Here is a 21,778-nt window from a genome sequence, read left to right on the forward strand (position 1 = left end):
GGGAGCGATCGTTGGGGCTGGCCCCCCTGCGTCAGGCTGCAATAGTGGACGCCGGTGAGGCTGAGGGGGCTGAGCATGCGGCTATTCACAAACAGGAATCACCTCCGGTGGAGGATGTTGGCCTTCATCGCCCTCATTACGCTTTCGCCGAAAGCGGCGTCGGCCGACACCATTACACCCGACAGGATCGCCGCGGCCATTGCGAAGCTCGAATTGCTGGCCGAAGGCGTCGTCGCGGATGGTAGCGTACCTGGTCTCGCCATCGGTGTCGTGCATGGCGACGAGGTGATCTTCCTCAAGGGATTCGGACATCGCGAGGCCGGTAAGCCGGAGGCCGTCGACGCCGACACGGTCTTCCAGATCGCCTCGCTCTCCAAGCCGGTCTCCGCCACCGTCGTGGCGGCGCTGGTCAGCGACGGGATCGCTTCGTGGGATTCCAAGATCGCCGACCTCGATCCGGCTTTCCGGCTCGCCCAGCCCTATCCGACCAGCGAACTCACGGTCCGCGACCTGTTTGCGCACCGCAGCGGGCTTCCCGGCACCGCCGGCGACGACCTCGAGGACATCGGCTATGACCGCGCGGAGATCCTGCGCCGGCTGCGGTTCGTGTTGCCGTCATCGAGCTTTCGTGCCGGCTATTCCTACAGCAATTTCGGACTGACCGAGGGTGCCGTCGCGGCCGCGAAGCCGACGGGCAAATCATGGGAAGAGGTCGCCGAAGAGAAGCTCTACCGTCCGCTTGGAATGGCCTCGACCAGCTCCCGTCATTCGGACTTCATCAAGCACGCCAACCGCGCCGAGCTTCACGCCAAAATCGATGGCGCCTGGACCGCGAAAGTCCAGCGCTATCCGGATGCGCAGGCGCCAGCAGGCGGCGTCAGTTCCACCGCACGCGACCTCTCGCAATGGATGCGCCTTGTGCTCGGCAACGGGGTCTATGCCGGCAAGAGACTCATTGCCGCCGATGCGCTGGACCAGACACATATTCCCTTGACGGCTCGCGGCAAGAATCCCGTCTCCGGAGGCGAGGCCTTCTACGGCCTCGGCTGGAATATCGAATTCGGCCGGCACGGGCCGATCTGGGGTCACGCGGGCGCCTTCAGCGCCGGCGCACGCAGCCTGGTGATGCTCTTCCCCGAGGAGAAGCTTGGCATCGTCGTCGTCGCCAACGCCTTTCCGACAGGCGTGCCGGAGGGGCTGTCCGACAGCTTCGCCGATCTCGTTTTCGACGGAACGCTGGGGAAGGATAAGGTAAAGGCATGGAATAATATCTATGCGAGCATGTTCGGCCCGGTGATTGCGGCGGCCAAGGCCACCTATGCCGCGCCGCCCTCTCCAGCAAGTCCCGTCGAGCCGGCCAGGGCCTATGCAGGCCGTTACTTCAACGACTTCTTCGGCGAAGCTATTGTATCGGGCGAAGGAGACACTCTTGTCCTCAAGGTCGGGCCTGCCGGTGCGCGGTCCTATTCCCTGAAGCATTTCGACCGCGAGCTCTTCGTGACCTTCCCTGATGCCGAGATGCCGGACAGGCCCTCGGCCGTCAGCTTTGCGGTCGGCCCCGACGGCAAGGCGTCGGCCATGACCGTCGAATTTCTCGACGACAATCATCTCGGCACGCTGCGGCGCGTGGGAGATTAGAGCAATTCCAGGAAAGTGCGGAGCGGCTTTCCGTCCATAATTGCGTAAAAACAGATATTTGGAGCGGGTCAGCGACTATCAAAAGCTGAACCGCTTTAGGTCAAAATTCAATCAGCTGGCTGCCGCCAACAGCCGAGATGGTCAAAAAGCAGTCAAGCTTATTATGGTAGGAATCGCCGATAGCGGATTCGACAAATCATGCAAAGACCGACTAACGAGACCAGTCGGCTTTCGTCCCAAATTGGAGACCAGCAGGTGGCCTGGGTGCAGAATTGGGTCTGGCTAGTTAATTGGAACCCGCTGATCGATGAACTCGGTCACATGGCTGGCGAGGCCCTTGATGTCGGATTGCGTAGGATTCTCGAAGACGAGCTCAAAGAAACCGATACAGATGCATCTCCACAGCGATGGGCATCGTGCCATTTCGATGGTCCCCGACCGATTGCCGCTTTGTTCGGAATTGATCAAGGAACAGACATTTTACTCGTTCGGATCGAGGTGCCAGACAACCTTTCTGTACGCGCCGAGACAACACTTGATCTGATGAAGTCATACGCGTTTGTGGCGCCTGACTGATCGTCCGCAATGGGTCGAACCTGGTCGTTGAGTGTTTGGCTCGTTCTCAACTCAAAGACGCCGGGCCGTACTGAAGCAATTTGAAGCAATCGCCGCTGCCCGATGTCGCCTTCGTCAGGAAGGGTTTCGACCGGTCGAGCCATTCCTGGTGCGATCTGGCATCGGCTTCGATTTCATTGGCCGGTGCAAGCTTGACGAAGCCGCGCCCGTTGCTGAAAAGCCAGCACGCGCGGCCGAGAAACCGCCTGCTGCGCTGGCGCAGCAGATCGGCATCATAAAAGACGTCGAGCACCTCCCGCTTGATCTTCCGCTCCTTTTCGGGATTGGCGATCGCAACCTCGATCGGCTCGCCGCCGATCGCATCCTGCAGGTCCTTGTAATCCAGGGCGATCTGGGTAGTGGCATATTTGATGTCGCTCTCGTCCCGGACGATGTTGAACCATAGCATTGGGTTGAGCTCGTTGACGACGAACGATGCTTCGAAATCGCGTGACAGATTGAGAATATCGAACCCCTGAACATCGACGTCGCGCTCGACCAGAAGGATCTGCGAAACCTGCTTGGCGAGCGCCGTTCCGTGGGCGCTGACGGCGGCATTGTTTCCGCCGTGTTCCGGACTGACATAGGCGCCGCCATCATCCAGCAGCGCGTCGAATTCGCCGAGGGCCTCCACGACAGCGCTGCCGCGGGCAACACGCGCCGCCAGTTTGGCGAGAACCTGCTGGAGCTCCGTTTCGCGTTTGCGCTGGTCCTGATAATTCTGCTGAAAAAAGAAGATGAACAGGGACACGCCAATCCCGATCAGGATCACGCCCAGCTGCGAAAAGATATTGCGATAATATTCCAGCAGCTTTTCACGATGGCGTACGTCGTCACGCACACTGTGCGCCACGCGAAGATTGACGATCAGCGAAACGACCAGGAGCCCGGCACCGACCAGGATCAGGCCACCGATCAGCAGGTAGCCATGTCGTGAGTTGAAGTCCATTCCTTTGCCGCGCTCCCGAAACCCCAGACAGCGCAGACTAATACCATTCCGCCTCAACACCTACGATCATCCCCACCATTCGGCCACTGTTCTTACAGCCAGGACTATGCTCGCCATCCGCCTCGTTTCGTGGCGGTCTTCTCGCAGCCGGATTCAGGCCGCGTGCTTGGAACCAATGACGGGCGAGACTGTTCAGCTATGACTTTGATACGACGCCGACGTGCCCGGCCGGCTGGGCATGCGGCGATCTTGAGGAGTTCTCATCATGAAGATTTCGTCCAGATTTCGTTCAGTCGCAGTTGCCGTCATCGCTGCGGCGGCAGTTAGCTTTGCCAGCGTCGCGCATGCCGACAGCGGTACGATCCGCTTCGCCGTCTACAAGGCGGCCTTTTTCATCGGCGGCTCCGGAGGCGAGGGCACACTGACCTTCCATGGTCGCCGATATCCCATCTCGGTCGGCGGCATCTCGGGCGGCCTCGCCTTCGGCGCCTCCAAGACCTATTTCAAAGGTACCGTGCGCCACATACGCCGCGCCCGGGATGTGACGGGGGTGTACGGTGCAGCGGGCGGTGGCGGCGCGCTCGGCAAAGGAGCCCAGGTGATCGTCATGACCAATGACAAGGGTGCCCAACTCGAACTCACGGGCAGGCAGGTAGGCCTGCAAGTCAATGCCGATCTCAGCGGTATGAGCATCTCGCTGAAATAAGGACAGTCACTGCATTCGTTATTCCTTGGATGGGCCGGATTTGGCCGCTCCAAACCGCAGCCCATCCATCAGCAGCGACACCAATCGGCGCGAGCGGTCGCGCCAGTCCTTGGTGTCCGGGGCCGAATAGATGCCGCCCAGCGCATGCAGCACGTCGGAGGCATCGACATCGCCGCGGATCGAGCCGTCGGCGACCGCGGCATCGATCAGCCGCCGCAAGGCGAGCGTCACCCTGCCGGAAACGTCGGAGAACAGGGTTGAGTTGGTCGTGAGCAGGATGCGCAGGCTTGTCGACAGCCCGCGCTTGGTGGCGATGTAGTCGACGAAGCGCTGCATCCATTGTTCGAGCGCCATGTCGGGCGCATGATCGCGGGCGAGTTCGTCGGCCGCCTGGCACAGTCCTTCCACTTCGCGCCGATAAACCACCTCGACCAGGTGCTCGCGGGTTGGGAAATGCCGGTAGAGCGTGCCGATGCCGACGCCGGCCTGGCGCGCAATCTCCTCCAGCGAGGCATCGACGCCTTGCGCGGCAAAGGCTTTTGCCGCGACCTCGACCAGCGCATCGCGGTTGCGCTGCGCGTCGGCGCGCAGCGGTTTTGCAACGGCGGCTTCGGTTTTGTCTCCAGAAATGACGGGCGGCTCCGCGGCCAATTTTTTCTCCAGTGTTGATCCGAAGCATAACCGGACAGGCAGGCCCCGTTTCAAGAACGCAGACGCTTCCACCTTCGTTACGTCTCCGACAAATATAATCGCAAGTAAATATAATCACAGGATCGAGTCTGGGCCGGCGTTCTGGCAGGCGGAGGCATCTTGCCCTCCTCCGGTGCACGGCCGGTGGATGACGTCCGGTGGATGACGACGGAGGATATTTCCTCGCGGCCGGCACTCGTCATCTGTTCGGCCGATGCCGTGGGGCAAAAATGAGCCCACGTTGAGCACGATCCCCTCAGGATCATTGGACTGTCCTGCCCCTACAGACAGTTCAGAGAGCACCACCGGCTTGGGCCGGTGGTGCTTTTTTGTCTCCAGGCATGACGGCCGGCTGCCCTGCCAATTTCCTCCAATTTTGATCATTTTCGATCCTGGGCTTGAACAGGGCGGAGCAGGCCCTTAGGTAATAAGCGGAGGCGCCTCCGATTGTGGAGCGCCTTTCTCATGTAATCACGGGATCGGGTATGTCACGTCTTTCGACCTCGCAAGCCGCAGCCTTCCCGGAGCTCGCGCCAAGTCGAACCGACCCCCCTCTGCCCTGCCGGGCATCTCCCCCGCAAGGGGGGAGATTAGCTCACCTAGCCATAAGCTGATCTTGCCGCTCGCTGGCCGGGCACCAGATTATCCCCTCCCGCGTCAAGCAACTGGAGCCAGACGCCCCATGACAAGCAAAACCCGAACTCCAATCCAACTTCGAATCAACGGACATCGACATGAGCTGGAGGTCGAACCGCGCGTTACCCTGCTCGACGCCTTGCGCGACCATCTCGGCCTGACCGGCACCAAGAAGGGCTGCGACCAGGGCCAGTGCGGCGCCTGCACCGTTCATATCGACGGCCAACGCGTGCTGGCCTGCCTGACGCTTGCCACTCAGGCTGAAAGCAGGGACATCACCACCATCGAAGGGCTTGCCGGGGAGGATGGCACGCTGCATGCGGTGCAGGCCGCCTTCCTCGAACAGGATGCCTTCCAGTGCGGCTATTGCACGCCGGGCCAGATCATGTCGGCGGTCGCCTGCATTCGCGAAGGCCATGCCGGCTCGGATGAGGAGATCCGCGAATACATGGCCGGCAATCTCTGCCGCTGCGGCGCCTATCCGCATATCGTCGCCGCCGTGCGCCAGGCGGCCGTGGAGGCCGCGTCATGAGGGACTTTTCGTATCTCCGCGCCGGCTCCGTCGATGCAGCCCGTGAGGCAGCAGCACTTCCCGGCGCCATGCTTCTGGCCGGCGGCACGACGCTTGTCGATCTCGCGAAATGCGGCGTTGCCGAACCCGAGACCGTGGTCGACATCACCCATCTCAAGGGACTGGACACGATTGCCGTTGATGACCGGGGCGCCACGATCGGCGCGCTGGCCAGGATGAGCCGCGTCGCCGACCATGCCGATATCAAGAGTCGGTTCCCCGCAGTCTCGGAAGCATTGTGGCAGGCGGCGTCGGCTCAGCTGCGCAACATGGCGACGATCGGCGGCAATCTGATGCAGCGTACGCGCTGCCCCTATTTCCGCGATCCGGCGAATTTCCCCGCTTGCAACAAGCGCTCGCCCGGCAGCGGCTGCTCGGCGATCGGCGGCGTCACCCGCGGCCATGCCGTGCTCGGCACCAGCGAGGCCTGTATCGCCACCTATCCCGGCGACCTGGCGGTTGCACTCGTCGCCTTCGACGCGATCGTCCATCTCGGCGACCGTCAGGTCGCCGTCGATGATTTTTTCCTGTTGCCTGGCAGCACGCCCGAAAGGGAACATGCGATCGAGCCCGGCGAGATGATCACCGCGATCAGCATTCCCGTTTCGGCCGCCGCCCGCGGCTCGACCTATCTCAAGGTCCGCGACCGCCAGTCCTATGAATTCGCCGCGGCAAGTGCTGCGGTCGGCATTGAATTCGAGGCCGACGGAAGGACAATTCGCGATCTGCGCGTCGCGCTTGGCGGCGTTGCCACCAAGCCATGGCGCGCCCTTGCCGTCGAAGAGGCGCTGAAAGGCAAAGTGCTCGAGCCGGAGGTCGTCAGGCAAGCCAGCCTGCTCGCCGTCGAGGGCGCCGTCGACCATGGCGCCAACCACTACAAGATCGAACTGGCGCCACGCGTCGTCGCCCGCGCCATCCTCAAAATGGGAGAAACGGCATGACCGTTCACGAGTTGAGAACAAGACCCGGCGATGCCAAACGCGGCGACGCTTCGGACGGTGCCGTCCTCGCCGATCAGGTCGGCGGCCGGCTGTCGCGCGTCGACGGCCCGGCCAAGATCACCGGTGCCGCCAAATACGCCGTCGAGCAGCAGCTCGAGGGGCTTACCCATGCGGTGCTGGTCGAGAGCACCATTGCCGCCGGCCGGGTGCGTTCGATCGACACGACCGCGGCCAAGGCGTCGCCCGGCGTGCTGCTGGTGCTGACGCCCGACAACATCCTGCCGCTGAGAACCGCAACGGACTGGCTGGGCACGCCGCCGCCGGACGTCGCCTATTGCCCGCTGGCGCGCGACATCACCTTCAGCGGCCAGCATGTCGCGGCGGTGGTGGCAGAGAGTTTCGAGCAGGCGGTCGCCGCCGCGACGCTGGTCAAGATCGCCTATGACGAGGCGCCGGCGATCGTCGACCTCAGCGATCCAAAGGCCGGCGACGGCATCCCGGTCGATGCGATGACCAAGGAATGGGGCGAGGCGGAGACAGCGTTCGCCTCGGCTCCGGTCAGGATCTGCAACGCCTACAACACGCCGCGCGAATACCAGGCGCCGATGGAGCCGCATGGCCTGATCGCAAAGTGGCAGGGCGACCAGCTGACGGTCTGGGAGCCGAGCCAATGGCTCGACGGCATGGCGCGGACCTATGCCGAATGGTTCGGCGTGCCGTTCGAGAATGTACGACTGGTCTCGCCCTATATTGGCGGCGGCTTCGGCTCCAAGGCGTTTGCCTATGGCTACGGCGCTGTAGCGGCAGTCGCCGCGAAAATGCTGGGACGGCCGGTGAAGCTGGCGGTCACCAGGCCGCAGACCTTCACCGCCTATGGCGGACGGGCGGCGACGCGCCAGACCGTGGCGCTCGGCGCCAACGCTGAGGGTCAGATCCAGTCGATCGTGCATCGCGGCGTCAACGAGACCTCGGTCGACGGCATGTGGGTCGAGCCGCTCGGCTCGGTCACCTCGGTCATGTACGCGACGCCGAATTTCTCGTCGCGGCAGAACGTCGTGCGAGTCAACACGGTGGTGCCGGGGGCATTGCGCGCGCCGGGCGAGAACCCGAGCGCCTTCGGCATCGAAAGCGCCATCGACGAGCTCGCCTATGAGGTCGGTATCGACCCGCTGGAAATCCGTCTCAGGAACTATGCCGAGCAGGATCCGCATGCGAAGAAGCCGTGGTCGACACGGCAGCTGCGTGAGGCCTTCGCGGCCGGCGCCGCAGCCTTTGGCTGGTCGAAGCGGAACCCCCGGCCGCGTTCGATGCGCGACGGCAACCAGTTGATCGGCTGGGGTGTCGCGGCAGGCACGTACCCGGTGCGGCGCGCCTATGGCGAGGCGGTCGTGCGCATTCTCGCCGACGGCTCGGTCGAGGTCGAAAGCTCATCGATCGACATGGGGCAGGGCACCTACACGATCCTGGCGCAGACCGCCGCCGAGGTGGTGGGCGTGCCGGCGGAAAGCGTCGTCGTCAAGCTTGGCGATTCCCGCTATGCCCGTGCCGGCGTCACCGGCGGTTCGCGGCTGGCCGGGGTGATGACCGGCGCCGTCCACAAGGCGGCGAGTGCCGCGCTCGACCAACTGATCGGGCTCGCCATCAGCGATCCGGCTTCGCCGTTCCATGCGCTGCAGGCCAACACGCTCGTCGTCGCCAATGGCCGCATCGCTTCACCGCGCGGCAACGGCCCTGAAGTTTCCATCGCCGAACTGCTCAGCAGCGTCGGGCGCGAGCATATCGAGGCGAAGGGCGACACCATGCCGGCCAATTCGACGGTCGAGGACCGCTACAAGAACTACACCACCATAGCCATGGCGCTGCCGCACACCGAGGGCGACTATTCCCGCCACAGCTGGTGCGCGCATTTCATCGAAGTCCGCGTCGACGAGGACTTTGGCACGGTTCGCGTCTCCCGCGTGGTGTCGGCGCTGGATTCGGGCCGGCTCTACAATCCCAAGCTCGCCGAAAGCCAGTGGAAGGGCGGCATCATCATGGGCATCGGCCAGGCGCTGCTCGAGGAAGGCATCGTCGACCGCCGCCACGGCCGCATCGTCAACAACAACCTCGCCGACTATCTCATCGCCACCAATGCAGACATTCCCGACATCGAGGTGATCTCGGTCGGTATTCCCGATCCGCATTCCTCGGTGCTGGGCGGCAAGGGGGTCGGCGAGCTGGGCATCGTCGGCGTGGCGCCGGCGATCGCCAACGCGGTATTCCACGCCACCGGGAAACGGGTGCGGGATCTGCCGATCACGCTGGAGAAGCTGATTTAGGCGGAGGCGGTAGAACTGCCAATCCCCTCTCGTGGGGGAGATGCCCGGCAGGGCAGAGGGGGGCGTGAAGGATCGCCGGCGTTCAGTTCAACTTGATGAGCTGAGAACCTCACGTCGGTGCGCGAACTGCTATTGCCTGATAGGCTGGAGGGAGAGCGCCCCCCTCTGTCCTGCCGGACATCTCCCCCACGAGGGGGGAGATCGGCAGCTTCAACGCCGCTCCTTTTTCAGGCTCACCACGACAGACTGAACGCGAGCTTGCCGAAATGCCGGCCGCCGGCCGCCATGTGGGCGTAGGCCTCGGTCGCCTGGTGCTGGCCGTAGACCGTGTCGATGACCGGATCGATACGGGCGGCGCCGATTGCGCGCGCCGCGTCGCGCAGGTCGGATACTGAACCGGTGTTGTTGCCCACAACCTTGAGTGCCTTGATGATGATCGGCAGCAGGTTCGTGGTGGCCTCGGCGCCGGTGACGAAGCCGATGGCGAACACCGTGCCGCCGGGCGCCGCGGCATTGATAGAGCGGGCGAAGGTCGCCGCGCCGCCGGTTTCGACGATCAGGTCGGCGCCGAGCCCGTCGGTCAATTCGAGCACCTTGGCGTCCCAGTCCGTTGTTTCGCGGTAGTTGATGAGGTGATCGGCACCCAAAGCCTTGGCGCGGGCCAGCTTTTCGTCCGACGACGAGGTGATGATGACCGTGGCGCCGGCTGCCTTGGCCAGCTGCAGGGTCAGGATCGAGACACCGCCGGTACCGAGCAGGACGACGACCGACCCCGGCCCGGCATCGGCGGCGCGAAGCGCATTCCACGCGGTGGTGCCGGCGATCGGCAGCGTCGCTGCCGCTTCGAAGGACAGATGCGCCGGCATCGGCACGACGGCATTGGCCGGCAGCGCGACATATTCGGCGAGCGAGCCGGGCAGCGTCAGCCCGCGCATCTCTCTGGTCTCATAAGGCCGCGGACGGCCGCCGATCCAGCGCGGTTTTGCATGGGCGATGACGCGGTCGTTGATGGCGAGCCTCGACACGCCCTCGCCAATGCCGACGATCTCGCCGGCGCCGTCGACGACGGGAATGAGCGGAAAGCTCGGACCTGGATAGTTGCCGCTCGCTATCGCGACATCGACAAAATTGAGGCTTGCGGCGCGCAGGCGGATCAGCACTTCGCCGCGCTGCGGTTCAGGCGTGGGAACGGTGGCCGCGCGAAACGCGTCCAGTCTCGGGGCAGTCAGTTCGATCGCTTTCATGTCTCACTCCGGTTGATGGCCGATTGACGGGCCGGGATTGAGTGAAACTAGCTGCTGCGCTATTGGTATATAATCCTTGGCTTTTACATTTGAGCTCTGCGCCTGATGCAGCAATCGCACGAACCGGCAGCATTGGTCGAAATGGCCGCCTTCGCGGCAATCGCCGAAGCACGCTCCTTCACCAAGGCGGCTGCTCGCATCGGCCGCGACGCGACGATCCTGTCGCGGCGCCTTGCCTCGCTGGAAGAGCGGTTGGGCGTGCGCCTGCTGCACCGGACGACACGAAGCGTGTCGCTGACCGAGGCGGGTTCGGAATTTCTCGTCCGCGTCCGCACCATCCTGGCTGCGGTCGACGAGGCCGAGGCTGTCGCGTCGGCGCATGCCGGCGGCGGGCCGCGCGGCGTGCTGCGGCTGGCGCTGCCCGGCTCGTTCGGGCGCATGTGGATCGGCCCGCTGCTGCCCCAGTTTCTCGCCGAATTTCCCGACGTTCGTATCGAGGCCGAGTTCTCCAACCGCTTCGTCGATCTCGTCGCCGAGAATTTCGATGTCGCCGTCCGTCTCGGCGCACTGGAGGATTCGCGGCTGGTGGCGCGCAAGGTCGCGACACGGCGGCGGCTGCTGTGCGCCGCGCCGTCCTACCTCGCCCGCCTGGGCACGCCGACTGCGCCGGAGGCGCTGCTGGAACACAGCTGCCTGGGCTTCTCGGGTTTCCAGACCTTTCCGGCCTGGGAGATGACCGACAGTTCGGGCCGGCGCGTCAGTATCGAGGTCTCCGGGCCGCTGGTCACCGACGACGCCGAGGTGCTGGTCGAAGCCGCCGTGCAAGGCGTCGGACTGATGATGAGCACGGATTGGCTGGTCGGACGCGAACTCGCCGACGGCCGGCTGGTGCCAGTGCTGGAGGACTGGACACTCGCCGATGAAGGCGCGGTCTATGTCGTCATGCCTTCGGCCAAGGGGCAAGCCGCCAAGACACGTGCCTTCGCCGACTGGATCGGCAAACGCTTTGCGCCGGTCCCGCCGTGGCGGAGGTGAGGGTGCTGATCTCCCCCCTCGAGGGGGAGATGTCGCCGAAGGCGACAGAGGGGGTCGCGGCGCGTGGAGCGTCAGCGCCATCTCTCGTGGAGGAAGGCGTCGGCGATCTATGTGAGACGACCCCCTCTGGCCGCTTCGCGGCCATCTCCCCCTCGAGGGGGGAGATTACGCGCTCAGCCGCCTCCGCCTCCACCACCCTGCTTAATGAAATGACCGAGCAGATCCATCGGCACCGGAAACACGACCGTCGACGAGCGCTCACCGGCGATGTCATGGAGAGCCTCGAAATAGCGTAGCTGCATGGCCTGCGGTGCTTCGGCCAGCATCTTGCCGGCCTCGACGAGCTTTGCCGCCGCCTGCTGTTCGCCGTCGGCATTGATCACTTTCGCACGCCGCAGCCGTTCCGCCTCGGCCTGCTTGGCGATGGCGCGGACCATGTTCTCGTTGAGGTCGACATGCTTGATCTCGACATCGGAGACCTTGATGCCCCAGGCATCGGTGCGCTGGTCGAGAATCTCCTGGATATCGCTGTTGAGCTTGTCACGTTCGGCCAGCATTTCATCGAGCTCATGCTTGCCGAGCACCGAGCGCAACGTGGTCTGTGCCAGCTGGTTGGTGGCGGTCATGAAGTCTTCAACCTGGATCACCGCCCGCTCGGCGTCGACGATACGAAAATACAGCACCGCGTTGACCTTCACCGAGACGTTGTCGCGCGAGATCACGTCCTGCGGCGGGACGTCCTGGACCACCACTCGCAGGTCGACCTTCACCATCTGCTGCACGAAGGGGATGAGGATGATAAGGCCGGGGCCCTTGACCCCGGTGAAGCGGCCGAGCGTGAAGACCACGCCGCGCTCATATTCCCGCAGGATGCGAATGGCCGCGGATAGGAACATGACCACGACGAGCGCTGCTGCCAGATAGGCCACATAACCGATGATCATTGCCTTGCTCCATCGCTTCTCACATTGCGGCGCCGTATCGTCAGCACAAGATCCCTGACATCGGCCACCTCGACGCTGTCGCCCACTGCAAGCGGTTCGTCGGCTTTTGCCCGCCAGCGCTCGCCCCGGGCGAGCACGTGGCCCTCGCTGCCCTGCCAGTCGAGGACCTCCGCCGGCAGCCCCTGCATGGCCTGTGCGCCAACACGCGGAACGTTCTTGCGGGCCGCCCACAGATAGCTGCCGGTCAGCAGCGCCAGGCCGAGCGTCAGGACGGCGGCGGTGCCGATAACGGCCCACGACATCTCGAAGCCGGGCCCCTCGATCCTGAGCAGCATGGCTGCGCCCAGCAGAAACGCAGCCACGCCTCCCAGCCCAAGGACCACAGTCGGGTTCAAGGCTTCGACGACCAGGAAGATGATGCCAAGCAGCATCAAGGCAAGGCCGGCATAGCTGATCGGCAGGAGATTGAGCGCATAGAGGCCGAGCAGAAGGCAAATCGTGCCGATCACGCCGGGCGCGACCGCGCCCGGGCTCGTGAATTCGAAGACGAGGCCATAGACGCCGACCAGCATCAGGATGACGGCGATGTTTGGGTCCGTGATGACGGCGAGAAGCTGGATGAGCCAGCCTGGCTCGAGCGTTTCGACCGGCAGCCCTTTCGTCGCCAATGCCTCTTTCTTGCCGGCGATCTCGACGGTCCGGCCGTCGGCCAGTTGAAGCAGTTCGGTGGTGTCGCGGGCGACGAAATCGATGACATGCTGCTGCAGCGCCGCGCCGGCCGACAGGCTGGCCGCCTCGCGCACGGCCTTTTCTCCCCATTCGGCATTGCGCCCGCGCAATTCAGCCAGGCTGCGGATCAGGGCAACGGCATCGTTCGTCGCCTTGGCGATCATCGCATCGCCCGCGGGTGCGTTCTTCTTGTCCTTGTCCGCCTCGGGGCCATCGTTCTTGCCGCCGGGAAACGATGGCAGCGGCCCGCCCATCTCGATCGGCGTTGCCGCGCCCAGATTGGTGCCGGGCGCCATCGCCGCCAGATGGGTGGCGTAGAGGATGTAGGTTCCGGCGCTCGCTGCGTGCCCGCCGGCGGGTGCGACATAGCCGATGACGGGAACCGGCGAGGCGAGAATGCCGGCGATCATCTCGCGCATGCTGGTGACCAGCCCGCCGGGCGTGTCCATCTGCAGGATGAGAGCCTGGGCATTTCGGTCCGCGGCCACCGCCAGCGCTTCCTCGAGCTGCCTGGCACTCGCCGGACCGATGGCGCCGTCTATCTCGACGCGCAGCACAATTTTCTCCCGGCCGTCCGCCTCTCCGGTTGCGGAAGAGGGACAAACGGCCGCAACAGCCACGAAAGCCGCGGCAAGCAGGACCGCACGCGCGAGTTTCACGCTCAAAGCTCCACATCTAGGAATATGGGCTGGATTTTGCCGAAATCCATGACGCGGCGCGCGGCGGGTGACGCATCGCACGGTCCTGCTGAATGTCGGCCTGCTCAGCGGCGGCTACGGCACCGAGGAGCTCCGCCAATCGGGCGCGTTTCGCGTCTATGAAGATTCCGACGACATGCCGACGATGTCGGCGGCCGCACATGAAGGCGACCGGCGGGCTGTCGCCGTCATTCGATCACACCTATGTTTTGCGCATTGGAGCCATCTCTGGCGGGCTTCTATTGCGCGGCGTCCTCCTGGATTGTCTGTTCCTGGATTCGGGCGGGTGCCCCGAGACACTGATCGTAGCCGATGGTGCAATTATTCAGACATTCGTTGCGCCCCTGGATGGATTTGACGCTGTTGTAGTCGATCGGCACAGCCTGGCATTTCTTCTGGCACGCCTGGTCCTTCTCGGCGCAATTCGTGCCGTGGCCCTTAGGGTACTTCTTCGTGGTCGCTTCAGCGTTCAATGGCAAGACGGCCAGCAGCGCCAGCAGCGTCGGTATCAGTCGGAGCATACGCATGGATCCTCCCTTGCGCGTTAGACCTCTGCACTTGGAGGCAATGTTAGCGCGCCACTTCCGTTGGCCGCATCACCCGTGCGGGGGATGGATGGCAGCGGGGCCGCCGCTGCCCAGGCAATTTCCCCGTGATCGGTTCTGATCGTCATCGCTCCGGCCGGCAGCCGATCACAAAACGCGACGACGTTCAGGCAATCATATCGCGCGCTGGGCACGATCAGGCCGTCATAATCGAGGAAATGCGCGGCCTCGCCGATGTCTTGCGCCCTCGGATATTCGGCGTGCTTTTCCTGATACGAAAGCTGCCCGTAGCGCGCGGTGTCGAGGCCAAGGGTCTGCAAGGCTGCCAGGTCGAGCAGTCTGAGCGTCCGGTCCAAAGCAAGATCGATCTCGAAGAGATTGTATCTGACGCGCGAAGGGATCACTGGCTGCCCCCGCGTCAGGTGGAATCTCATCTCGCTCAAGGCACCTTCGCGCTCTTGCGAGGTGTAGAGCACGTCGAACGTCCCATCGTCCCAACGGCCGCCGGAGTTCGAGCACTGGATCGGGCTGCGGCCCTGGCGCACCACACGCCAAACCGTTCCGGAGTATTCGACCGGAACTATTGCCTCGATAGCGTCGATGAGCCGGCTATCGCGTCGTTTCCGCCCGGCGATCGCCAACTAGAGAAAGACCTCGTTCTCAAGCCGATCGATGACTTTGAGCACGTCGAGAGCACGGTCGTCGTGAATGAGATCGATTGCTCTTTCGCCGTTCAACTGCGGGTGGCGAGCGTAAAGCCAGGTGCGGATATCGCTTGGCTCGTAGAATTCCTGCAGTCGGCCGACGATATAGTGCAGGTCCGATAGAATGAGCTCGCTGCGCGGCTGAGGCTTGATGTCGCCGGCCTTCCACCTCGAAACCGTGGCCTTGGACACGTCGGTGATATTTGCAATATCGGTTCCCTTGAGACCGCCAAACGTGCCCAATTCGTCCAGGAACCTGGGAACCGCCCGCAACGCCGTGCTCATGCTTTTCTCTCCGGCTGCCGAGCCACTTCGCGCATGGGTGTCAGCCTGACACTTTGACTGCATCGGCGCATTTCGGTTTCACAAATGGAAAATATGAAACGGAGGTGCAAATGTCAATTGCCGCTTCGGTTCGAGGGGCCTCCAGTGCCTGGTCGCTCAGGCCTGAAGCAGCGCCAGCTCTTCCGCGCTCAGATGGCGTGCCTTGCCTTTGGCAAGGTCGCCGAGCCGCAGATATCCGATCGCGATCCGCACCAGGCGCAGCACCTCGATATCGTGGGCGCCGAGCAGCCGGCGGATATGGCGGTTGCGGCCCTCGTCGAGCACGATTTCCAGCCAGGCGGTGCTGGTGCCGCCGCGCAGCAGCTCGATCGAGCGGGCCGCCAGCAATTCGCCGTCGACGGTCGCCCCGGCGCGCAACCGCGCCAGCATGGCCATGGGCTCGATTTCGCCGAAGTCCATGACGCCTCGCGGCGATGAAGCAGTGCACATTCCTGCCGGCCGCGCATCCTTGCGCTTCCACTCGATCGAAAATCAATCGCCTGAATTGGTACAGCGCCCTAGGGTCGCCGGTAATGCCACGGGACAATTTGTTTTGTATAGTCCTTGATGCCACGTGGCTGACGATGGTTCGATGACTTGGGAGGGGAAGATCATGCGAAGCGGATTGGCGAAATTCGTCGTGGCGGGTTGCGTCGCCGCTCAGGTCGTCCTGCAAGCGGCGCAGCCGGCGTTTGCCGCGCCGTGCGGCTGGACGGCGAAACTGGAGGAAGAGGAGGGCGGCAAAGTGCTGATGGCGTCGGTCTGCGGCGGATCGAATGGCGGCGCCCAGCTGACGCTGGCCTGTTTCGGCAAGCCGACGCTGAGCTATGATTTGGGCGACAGCGGTCCGCAACTGGAACCCGGCATCGCTTCGTTCGCGTTCAAGGCCGGCGGCAAGGCGGTGACCAAGACGCTTCAACTCGAAGAAATGTACAACACCTTCACCGTGGAATTGAGCAGCACCGACCCGCTGTTGGCCCTGCTGCGCTCCAAGGGCGAGGTCACGGTCGCCTCGGGCAAATATGGCGAGAACAGCTTTCCGCTTGCCGGCTCATCCGCCGCCATCGGCAAGGTGCTGGCCCAGTGCGGCAAAGCCAAGGCTTCTTCCGACAATGACAACTGATGAACCCCTTACATTTCAATTTGAATCGCGCGAGACGTTGGTTGCGAAGATAGAGCGTGATCCCGCTAACCTCGATCCCTGGACAGGGCTTGTCGAACTGGAGGCCGAGGAAAGCAGCCTGGACACCGCGGTGTCGGTTCTCTTGCGGGCAATTGATGCTGTATCCGACAGGGAACAGCTTTGGCGATTTGTCGACAATTTTGTCTGGTTTTGCGGAGTTGCCGAAGGGCCGACTATGGCTTTGAGCGAAGCGAGCGTCCATGCCTTCTACGAGCGGTGGAAAATCGATACGCACCGTAGCGCGCAGACGAGCCTTTTCTTCGCTCAGCAGTTCAAGAAGCTCAATCTCCCTGACTTATGTGCCGAGAACGTTACGCGCGCAGAGGGCGAGGTGCACACCGGGCGGGACTATATCCTGCTTGCCTTGTTCCTGCGCGACAAAATGGAAACGCCGCAGCTGGCTTTGGCCGCCTTGCAACGGGGAATAGCCGCGCACCCGCGCAACGCGATCATCTGGGATTGCGTTGCCGACACACACCGCCTTGGGAACTCGGCGTGGGAGATCGCGGAATCCACCTATCAGTCATTCAAGCAATGCCGCCTCGATGCAACCACAGAAGATGCCTGCGTCGCCTGGGCATCGTTTGGGCTAATGCTCGATGAAATCGGCAACTATTTGTCGGCTGAAAAGGCCTATCGCCGGGCAATAGAAATCGATCCACGCTACCGCTGGGCGACAGGGAAGTTGTCGGGCCTGCTCCGTCGCCGGTTCGCCCGCTACCATGAAGCTGAGAAACTTGCGCTGCGGTGCGTTGAAATCGATCCGGAGCACGCATGGTCGTGGTTCAATCTCGGCTTTGTTTATCATCATCATCTGGCCCGTTTCGCCGACGCCAAAAAGGCGTATCAGCGCGCGATCAAACTCAAGCCGGACTATGTTAAGGTGTGGGAGAATCTGGCCGCTCTGATGGCGTTCGAAACAGACGCGCCCATAGAGGCTCAAAAGGCGTTCGACAAGGTGTTCGGACTCTCGGGTGTTTCAGCTTGGACCTATAATCAATACGGTATTTTTCTTCGCGAATTGACAGACCGGTACGACGAGTCAGAAAAGGCCTTGCTGCACGCAATTGAAATGGAGCCAGCAGACTGGTGCCATCGGTTGGCGTTGGCGGTTCTGTATGAGAAGCGCTTGCTGCGGTTCGAGGAGGCTCGCAAATTTCTGCTCGAAGCAAAGGAGTGTGGCGCTCCGATTGACAATATCGATTATCGCTTGGCCTTGATTGCACAACGCCGTCGCCCTCTGAAGGTAGTCAAGTAAAGGAACGGCCGTGAAACGTTTGGTGTGGTCGATTTTTGCCATCCTATTTTCGACATGGGCTCACGCCCATGTTCCACCAACAGGCTCGGCTTATGCGAAGGATTTGTTCGCCAAGTTGGATGAACTTTTGCAGCAGCGCCGGATTGAAGGCAAATTGCCAAATCTTGAAGATCCAACGGACCGGGATCTACTGCACAAGATTTGGGACGGCGGGGCTTTGATAGGTTCGCCGCCATACGATGAGGGCGACCTGGTAGCACTGTCTTTCGTAATGGACAGAAGTCGGTCGCTACTCGCGCTCTATAGCCAAAATAGCTCATTGCCTCTGCAGGATGAAGCTACGCAGACATTCGCGCTTTTGATTCGGGCTGCTGCCGCTTCGCAGATAGCTTTCAATGATTTCCTAGCGCACCAACCTAACGCTGCCGAAATGTTGCGCCCCAACGGAGCCAAAGCTCGAGGAGGCATAGAGAAAATGTTTCGTGGCGCCTCGATTTTTCTGGCTGACCCGGCTCTGAAGGAGGGAAACAAGATAGTTCTTGTTGAATCGCTGAGAGCAGATGGTCCCTATCTCGCGCAGAGCATCTCTCCAGACCATCGCCAGGCCCTGATCGATTTGTTTGTCCCGTTGGTTGGCCAGCTTCCCATGCCTGCCCAAGAATCGCTCAAGATTTTTATGCAGGAAATCAACGCCGCCGGCTGCGATCTGTGGTGTGCTGACGGAATGTAATACCGATAGACATTGATATCGGTCGAACCCGTGTGAGCGGTCGGTCAGGAATATCCGTCAGGAGTCGAAAGCGACTCTTGTCCGCCCGCGCTGCTTGCTGCGTCACGTGGGCTTCGACTGGCAGCTGCCTGACTATCGAGTCGCCGCCAGCCGGCTAGGCCTGAAGCATCGCCAGCTCTTCCGCGCTCAGATGGCGTGCCTTGCCTTTGGCAAGCTCCCCGAGCTGCAATTGGCCGATCGCCACCCGCACCAGGCGCAGCACCTCGACATCGTGGGCGGCGAGCAGCCGGCGGATATGGCGGTTGCGGCCCTCGTCGAGCACGATCTCCAGCCAGGCGGTGCTGGTGCCGCCGCGCAGCAATTCGATCGAGCGGGCCGTCAGCAATTCGCCGTCGACTGTCGCGCCGGCGCGCAACCGCGCCAGCATGGCCTCGTCGGGCAGCGCGCCGATCTGCACGTGATAGGTCTTGGCGACATGCGAGGCGGGATCGAGCAGGCGCTGCGCGAAGCGCGTGTCGTTAGTGATCAACAGCAGGCCTTCGCTGGCCTTGTCGAGGCGGCCGACCGGCGAGACGAAAGGCAGGTCGAGCCCTGCCAGGCAATCATAGACGGTGCCGCGGTCCTGCGGGTCGTCGCGAGTGGTGACCAGCCCGCGCGGCTTGTTGAGCATCAGATAGACCTTGCGCTCGGCGGCGACGCGGCGGCCGTCGACCTCGATGCGGTCGCGGCCGGGATCGACGCGCATCGAGCCGTTGCGCACGATCTTGCCGGCAACCCGCACGCGCCCCTCGGCAACCAGAAGCTCGGCCTGCTTGCGCGAGCACAGGCCAAGCTTCGACAGCGCGCGACAGAGGCTGACGCCGGGAGGCTGGGCCCCGGGGGCAGGGCGTTGCCGGGCAATGTTCGGTCGCGGCGACATGATGTTGCCTGTGGATTCTTGTATACGAGCATCCCACTATAGCCGGCCGCCGGCTATGTCCACGGAAGGGAACTGCATATCGTTTGCGTCGTGCGCAGCGGCTGCGAGGACTTGCATGAAAACAGCCATTCGCCTTTGCCTGCTGCTCGCCTTCCTGCCGACATCGCCGGCGCATGCCGGCTGGCAGGCGGTCGAGAAGGTCGAGACCTATGCCATCTCAGGGCAATCCGGGCCGGAGCTCTACGCCTCGATCGGCGGGCGCGGGCCGCTGCTCGGCGAACGCCGCGTCATCGCGCATACCAATTTCAAGCTGACCTGGGTGAGGGACTACCAGCCGCAAGGCGACGCCTGCGTGCTGGTGTCGGCGCAGCCGAAGCTGATCATCACCTACACCTTACCGAGGCCGGCCGCGCGGCTGCCGGGCGCAATCCAGAAGAACTGGGAGATTTTCGCAGCCGGCCTTGCCGCCCACGAGAAGGTGCACGGCGCCAGCATCGTCGACATGGTGCACAAGATCGAGGCGGCCACCATCGGCCTGACCGTCGCCGATGACCGTGGCTGCAGCAAGATCAGGATCGAAGTGACGAGACGGCTCGCCGGAATCTCGCAGGCACAACGGCAGGCGAGCCGCGATTTCGACCGGGTCGAATTCGGCCCGGGCGGCAAGTTGCGGCAGCTTGTGTTCACGCTGATGATCGGCGGATGATGCTGCAGGGCTGCGGGGGCGGCGCAGGGTACCACCTTTGCGGCCCTCACGCCTGCTCGGTCGGATAGAGCGTCAGGATGTTGACGTTGACCCGTGGCGGCTGGCTCACCGCATAAAGGATGGCGGCGGCGATGTCCTCGCTTTCCAGCTGCTCCATGTCGCCCAGCCTTTGCTCGACCGCCTGGCGCACATCGGCGCGCATATTCTGGGTGAACTCGGTCTTGACGGCGCCGGGCTCGATGCAGGTGACGCGGATGCCATCTTTGCCGATCTCGCGACGCAGCGATTCCGCCATCGCGCTCACCGCGTGCTTGGTGCCGGAATAGACCACCGAAGGGTGGATGTAACGGCCGGTGCCGGACGAGACCACGACGATGTGGCCGGCGCCTTGCCGCTGCATCGACGGCAGTGCTGCATGGATCGGATAAAGCAGGCCCAGGATGTTGACGTCGACCATCCGGCGGTATTCTTCCGGCGTCGTGTTGCGGAACGGCGCGGCGACGCCGACGCCGGCAACCGCAAGCAGCATGTCGAGCCGGCCGTACTCCTGCTGGACCCGCTCGACCATCGCCGTGGCTTGCGTTTCGTCGGTGACGTCGACGGCAATCGGCAGTGCCGCGCTGCCGGTTTCACGGATCCGCCTCGCCAGGTCGTCCAGGCGCTCGGCGCGCCGCGCGGCAATCACCAGCGTGGCGCCCTCGGCCGCCAGCGCCAAGGCGGTGGCCTCGCCGATGCCGGAAGAGGCGCCCGTCACCAAGGCGATCTTGCCGCTCAGTTTTCCTGCGTGCATGTTTTCTCTCCTGACGCTTTGGACACGCCGTGAAGCTAGGGCGCAGGCTTTCTGGAACAATGCTGATCGAAAACCGAATCCACTGTTAGGTTTTGGCCCCAGCAAGCCCACGTCTGCGCACGAACGGGCCTTGACGCGACCGGAGCTGTTGCGTCTTGATACCGGGGCTGCGGGACTTCACATGAAAACAGCTGATCGACTACGTCTGCGGGTGGCTTGTTTGCATGCGACGCGCTTGCATGCACTCTCGCGACCGAGCGCAAGATGAAGGTCCTCGTCGTTTATTGCCATCCCTGCACCGACAGCTTCAACGGCGCCGTGCGCGACACGGTGCTGGAGACGCTTGCCGAAAGCGGCCATCAGGTCCACCTGCTCGACCTTTATGCGACCGGCTTCGATCCAGTCATGCGCACGCGGGAATGGCGCGGTTACCACGACAAGGCGGCGAACCTGCAACCGGTGCACGAACATGCGCAGGAGCTGCTCTGGGCGGAGGCGGTCGTCTTCATCTATCCGACCTGGTGGTATGGCCTTCCGGCGATGCTGAAAGGCTGGCTGGAGCGTGTGCTGGTGCCGGGCTTCGCTTTCGAGATGCCGACGGAACGACGCGGCCCGCGGCCCAAATTGCGGCACATACGCCGGGTGATGGCAATGACCACATGTGGCGCCACGCCGCTGATGTCGTGGATCATGGGACAGCCCGGCCGGCGGACCCTGCTGCGCGGCTTCCGCTCCGTCTGCCATCCGCTGTGCCGGACCAAATTCCTGGCGCTCTACCGGATGGACAGCGTCTCGGCCGCCGGACGCCAGGCGCATCTGCAGCGGGTCAGAAAAGCGGTTGCCGGCCTTGGTCGCGCTGATGCGGTCGCCGCCACAGTGCTTGGCTGATTTGGACCAGGCGAGCC

22 protein-coding genes and 2 pseudogenes are annotated in these 21,778 nt (G+C 63.2%); 13 read left to right on the forward strand and 11 right to left on the reverse strand.

The annotated features are described in order from the left end of the window. Window positions 1-75 precede the first annotated feature (75 nt). On the forward strand, window positions 76-1,638 hold the full coding sequence (locus NKI17_RS13265; RefSeq protein WP_352755597.1) for a serine hydrolase: 1,563 nt from the start codon (window positions 76-78) through the stop codon (window positions 1,636-1,638). Window positions 1,639-1,893: 255 nt separating this feature from the next. After that, entirely contained in the window at window positions 1,894-2,214 is a 321-nt protein-coding gene (locus NKI17_RS13270) for a hypothetical protein (RefSeq protein WP_352569150.1), read from the forward strand. A gap of 46 nt (window positions 2,215-2,260) precedes the next feature. Here the strand turns inward: NKI17_RS13270 and NKI17_RS13275 are convergent, their stop codons facing one another. Then, window positions 2,261-3,202, reverse strand: coding sequence for a hypothetical protein (locus NKI17_RS13275; protein ID WP_352569151.1), 942 nt, complete (start codon window positions 3,200-3,202; stop codon window positions 2,261-2,263). A gap of 265 nt (window positions 3,203-3,467) precedes the next feature. Between NKI17_RS13275 and NKI17_RS13280 the strand changes: the two genes are divergently transcribed. Next, window positions 3,468-3,908, forward strand: coding sequence for a lipid-binding SYLF domain-containing protein (locus tag NKI17_RS13280; RefSeq protein WP_352451439.1), 441 nt, complete (start codon window positions 3,468-3,470; stop codon window positions 3,906-3,908). Window positions 3,909-3,926: 18 nt separating this feature from the next. Here NKI17_RS13280 and NKI17_RS13285 read toward each other — a convergent pair whose 3' ends face one another. Further along, entirely contained in the window at window positions 3,927-4,559 is a 633-nt protein-coding gene (locus NKI17_RS13285) for a TetR/AcrR family transcriptional regulator (protein WP_023677324.1), read from the reverse strand. Window positions 4,560-5,280: 721 nt separating this feature from the next. On the opposite strand from NKI17_RS13285, the gene NKI17_RS13290 reads away from it, so the two are divergent. Genes NKI17_RS13290 through NKI17_RS13300 form a run of 3 tightly spaced genes read left to right on the forward strand, consistent with a single transcriptional unit; the run spans window position 5,281 to window position 9,064 of the window. Continuing rightward, complete coding sequence (locus tag NKI17_RS13290; RefSeq protein ID WP_031211962.1) at window positions 5,281-5,766, forward strand: (2Fe-2S)-binding protein; 486 nt, start codon at window positions 5,281-5,283, stop codon at window positions 5,764-5,766. Continuing rightward, window positions 5,763-6,746, forward strand: coding sequence for an FAD binding domain-containing protein (locus NKI17_RS13295; protein ID WP_352569152.1), 984 nt, complete (start codon window positions 5,763-5,765; stop codon window positions 6,744-6,746). The genes NKI17_RS13290 and NKI17_RS13295 overlap by 4 nt, the downstream gene beginning before the upstream one ends. Continuing rightward, on the forward strand, window positions 6,743-9,064 hold the full coding sequence (locus NKI17_RS13300; protein ID WP_352827472.1) for a xanthine dehydrogenase family protein molybdopterin-binding subunit: 2,322 nt from the start codon (window positions 6,743-6,745) through the stop codon (window positions 9,062-9,064). Before NKI17_RS13295 ends, NKI17_RS13300 begins: the two co-directional genes overlap by 4 nt. A 233-nt stretch (window positions 9,065-9,297) precedes the next feature. Here NKI17_RS13300 and NKI17_RS13305 read toward each other — a convergent pair whose 3' ends face one another. Then, complete coding sequence (locus NKI17_RS13305; RefSeq protein WP_352636049.1) at window positions 9,298-10,308, reverse strand: zinc-dependent alcohol dehydrogenase family protein; 1,011 nt, start codon at window positions 10,306-10,308, stop codon at window positions 9,298-9,300. Between the two features lie 105 nt (window positions 10,309-10,413). Here NKI17_RS13305 and NKI17_RS13310 point away from each other — a divergent pair, with 105 nt between their 5' ends. Then, window positions 10,414-11,343, forward strand: coding sequence for a LysR family transcriptional regulator (locus NKI17_RS13310; protein ID WP_352645489.1), 930 nt, complete (start codon window positions 10,414-10,416; stop codon window positions 11,341-11,343). Between the two features lie 173 nt (window positions 11,344-11,516). Here NKI17_RS13310 and NKI17_RS13315 read toward each other — a convergent pair whose 3' ends face one another. Next, on the reverse strand, window positions 11,517-12,287 hold the full coding sequence (locus NKI17_RS13315; protein WP_023680344.1) for a slipin family protein: 771 nt from the start codon (window positions 12,285-12,287) through the stop codon (window positions 11,517-11,519). After that, window positions 12,284-13,675, reverse strand: coding sequence for an NfeD family protein (locus NKI17_RS13320; RefSeq protein WP_352906092.1), 1,392 nt, complete (start codon window positions 13,673-13,675; stop codon window positions 12,284-12,286). Before NKI17_RS13320 ends, NKI17_RS13315 begins: the two co-directional genes overlap by 4 nt. Before the next feature lie 88 nt (window positions 13,676-13,763). Between NKI17_RS13320 and NKI17_RS13325 the strand changes: the two are divergent. Then, window positions 13,764-13,853, forward strand: a pseudogene (locus NKI17_RS13325) (HAD family hydrolase); the annotation flags it as partial. A 100-nt stretch (window positions 13,854-13,953) separates the two neighbouring features. Here NKI17_RS13325 and NKI17_RS13330 read toward each other — a convergent pair. From NKI17_RS13330 to NKI17_RS13345, 4 genes and pseudogenes are all read right to left on the reverse strand, one after another. Next, on the reverse strand, window positions 13,954-14,235 hold the full coding sequence (locus tag NKI17_RS13330) for a hypothetical protein (protein ID WP_352579469.1): 282 nt from the start codon (window positions 14,233-14,235) through the stop codon (window positions 13,954-13,956). 23 nt (window positions 14,236-14,258) lie between these two features. Then, window positions 14,259-14,807: an RES family NAD+ phosphorylase gene (locus NKI17_RS13335; protein ID WP_352906174.1), complete on the reverse strand. Its 549-nt coding sequence runs from the start codon at window positions 14,805-14,807 to the stop codon at window positions 14,259-14,261. A 93-nt stretch (window positions 14,808-14,900) separates the two neighbouring features. Further along, window positions 14,901-15,248 carry an antitoxin Xre/MbcA/ParS toxin-binding domain-containing protein gene (locus NKI17_RS13340; protein WP_023680350.1) on the reverse strand — a complete coding sequence of 116 codons (348 nt, stop codon included), beginning with the start codon at window positions 15,246-15,248 and terminating at the stop codon, window positions 14,901-14,903. Window positions 15,249-15,404: 156 nt separating this feature from the next. Then, a pseudogene (locus NKI17_RS13345) lies at window positions 15,405-15,680 on the reverse strand (pseudouridine synthase domain-containing protein); the annotation flags it as partial. Between the two features lie 220 nt (window positions 15,681-15,900). On the opposite strand from NKI17_RS13345, the gene NKI17_RS13350 reads away from it, so the two are divergent. From NKI17_RS13350 to NKI17_RS13360, 3 genes are read left to right on the forward strand one after another with little or no spacing between them, the layout of a single operon-like run. Beyond that, complete coding sequence (locus tag NKI17_RS13350) at window positions 15,901-16,410, forward strand: hypothetical protein (protein WP_245274855.1); 510 nt, start codon at window positions 15,901-15,903, stop codon at window positions 16,408-16,410. Next, on the forward strand, window positions 16,400-17,728 hold the full coding sequence (locus NKI17_RS13355; protein ID WP_023680353.1) for a tetratricopeptide repeat protein: 1,329 nt from the start codon (window positions 16,400-16,402) through the stop codon (window positions 17,726-17,728). Before NKI17_RS13350 ends, NKI17_RS13355 begins: the two co-directional genes overlap by 11 nt. A 10-nt stretch (window positions 17,729-17,738) precedes the next feature. After that, window positions 17,739-18,458: a hypothetical protein gene (locus NKI17_RS13360; protein ID WP_156937484.1), complete on the forward strand. Its 720-nt coding sequence runs from the start codon at window positions 17,739-17,741 to the stop codon at window positions 18,456-18,458. A gap of 154 nt (window positions 18,459-18,612) precedes the next feature. On the opposite strand, the gene NKI17_RS13365 is transcribed toward NKI17_RS13360, so the two are convergent. Continuing rightward, window positions 18,613-19,377, reverse strand: a complete 765-nt coding sequence (locus tag NKI17_RS13365; RefSeq protein WP_352906094.1) for a pseudouridine synthase — start codon at window positions 19,375-19,377, stop codon at window positions 18,613-18,615. 115 nt (window positions 19,378-19,492) lie between these two features. Here NKI17_RS13365 and NKI17_RS13370 point away from each other — a divergent pair, with 115 nt between their 5' ends. Beyond that, window positions 19,493-20,083, forward strand: coding sequence for a DUF922 domain-containing Zn-dependent protease (locus tag NKI17_RS13370; RefSeq protein WP_352906096.1), 591 nt, complete (start codon window positions 19,493-19,495; stop codon window positions 20,081-20,083). A gap of 46 nt (window positions 20,084-20,129) precedes the next feature. Here the strand turns inward: NKI17_RS13370 and NKI17_RS13375 are convergent, their stop codons facing one another. Continuing rightward, window positions 20,130-20,873, reverse strand: a complete 744-nt coding sequence (locus NKI17_RS13375) for an SDR family oxidoreductase (RefSeq protein WP_352569160.1) — start codon at window positions 20,871-20,873, stop codon at window positions 20,130-20,132. A 264-nt stretch (window positions 20,874-21,137) separates the two neighbouring features. Here NKI17_RS13375 and NKI17_RS13380 point away from each other — a divergent pair, with 264 nt between their 5' ends. Further along, entirely contained in the window at window positions 21,138-21,761 is a 624-nt protein-coding gene (locus NKI17_RS13380) for an NAD(P)H-dependent oxidoreductase (protein ID WP_352906098.1), read from the forward strand. The last annotated feature ends 17 nt before the right edge of the window (window positions 21,762-21,778 follow it).

The sequence above is a fragment of the Mesorhizobium sp. M0816 genome, from assembly GCF_040320005.1.
Classification (GTDB): Bacteria; Pseudomonadota; Alphaproteobacteria; order Rhizobiales; family Rhizobiaceae; genus Mesorhizobium.

What these genes read in the sequence shown, in the direction of transcription:
- NKI17_RS13375 (WP_352569160.1), bottom strand. Translation starts at nt 20,873, where the DNA reads ATGCACGCAGGAAAACTGAGCGGCAAGATCGCCTTGGTGACGGGCGCC.
- NKI17_RS13330 (WP_352579469.1), bottom strand. Translation starts at nt 14,235, where the DNA reads ATGCTCCGACTGATACCGACGCTGCTGGCGCTGCTGGCCGTCTTGCCA.
- NKI17_RS13340 (WP_023680350.1), bottom strand. Translation starts at nt 15,248, where the DNA reads ATGAGCACGGCGTTGCGGGCGGTTCCCAGGTTCCTGGACGAATTGGGC.
- NKI17_RS13355 (WP_023680353.1), top strand. Translation starts at nt 16,400, where the DNA reads ATGACAACTGATGAACCCCTTACATTTCAATTTGAATCGCGCGAGACG.
- NKI17_RS13350 (WP_245274855.1), top strand. Translation starts at nt 15,901, where the DNA reads ATGCGAAGCGGATTGGCGAAATTCGTCGTGGCGGGTTGCGTCGCCGCT.
- NKI17_RS13290 (WP_031211962.1), top strand. Translation starts at nt 5,281, where the DNA reads ATGACAAGCAAAACCCGAACTCCAATCCAACTTCGAATCAACGGACAT.
- NKI17_RS13315 (WP_023680344.1), bottom strand. Translation starts at nt 12,287, where the DNA reads ATGATCATCGGTTATGTGGCCTATCTGGCAGCAGCGCTCGTCGTGGTC.
- NKI17_RS13265 (WP_352755597.1), top strand. Translation starts at nt 76, where the DNA reads ATGCGGCTATTCACAAACAGGAATCACCTCCGGTGGAGGATGTTGGCC.
- NKI17_RS13370 (WP_352906096.1), top strand. Translation starts at nt 19,493, where the DNA reads ATGAAAACAGCCATTCGCCTTTGCCTGCTGCTCGCCTTCCTGCCGACA.
- NKI17_RS13300 (WP_352827472.1), top strand. Translation starts at nt 6,743, where the DNA reads ATGACCGTTCACGAGTTGAGAACAAGACCCGGCGATGCCAAACGCGGC.
- NKI17_RS13275 (WP_352569151.1), bottom strand. Translation starts at nt 3,202, where the DNA reads ATGGACTTCAACTCACGACATGGCTACCTGCTGATCGGTGGCCTGATC.
- NKI17_RS13305 (WP_352636049.1), bottom strand. Translation starts at nt 10,308, where the DNA reads ATGAAAGCGATCGAACTGACTGCCCCGAGACTGGACGCGTTTCGCGCG.
- NKI17_RS13295 (WP_352569152.1), top strand. Translation starts at nt 5,763, where the DNA reads ATGAGGGACTTTTCGTATCTCCGCGCCGGCTCCGTCGATGCAGCCCGT.
- NKI17_RS13365 (WP_352906094.1), bottom strand. Translation starts at nt 19,377, where the DNA reads ATGTCGCCGCGACCGAACATTGCCCGGCAACGCCCTGCCCCCGGGGCC.
- NKI17_RS13280 (WP_352451439.1), top strand. Translation starts at nt 3,468, where the DNA reads ATGAAGATTTCGTCCAGATTTCGTTCAGTCGCAGTTGCCGTCATCGCT.
- NKI17_RS13310 (WP_352645489.1), top strand. Translation starts at nt 10,414, where the DNA reads ATGCAGCAATCGCACGAACCGGCAGCATTGGTCGAAATGGCCGCCTTC.
- NKI17_RS13380 (WP_352906098.1), top strand. Translation starts at nt 21,138, where the DNA reads ATGAAGGTCCTCGTCGTTTATTGCCATCCCTGCACCGACAGCTTCAAC.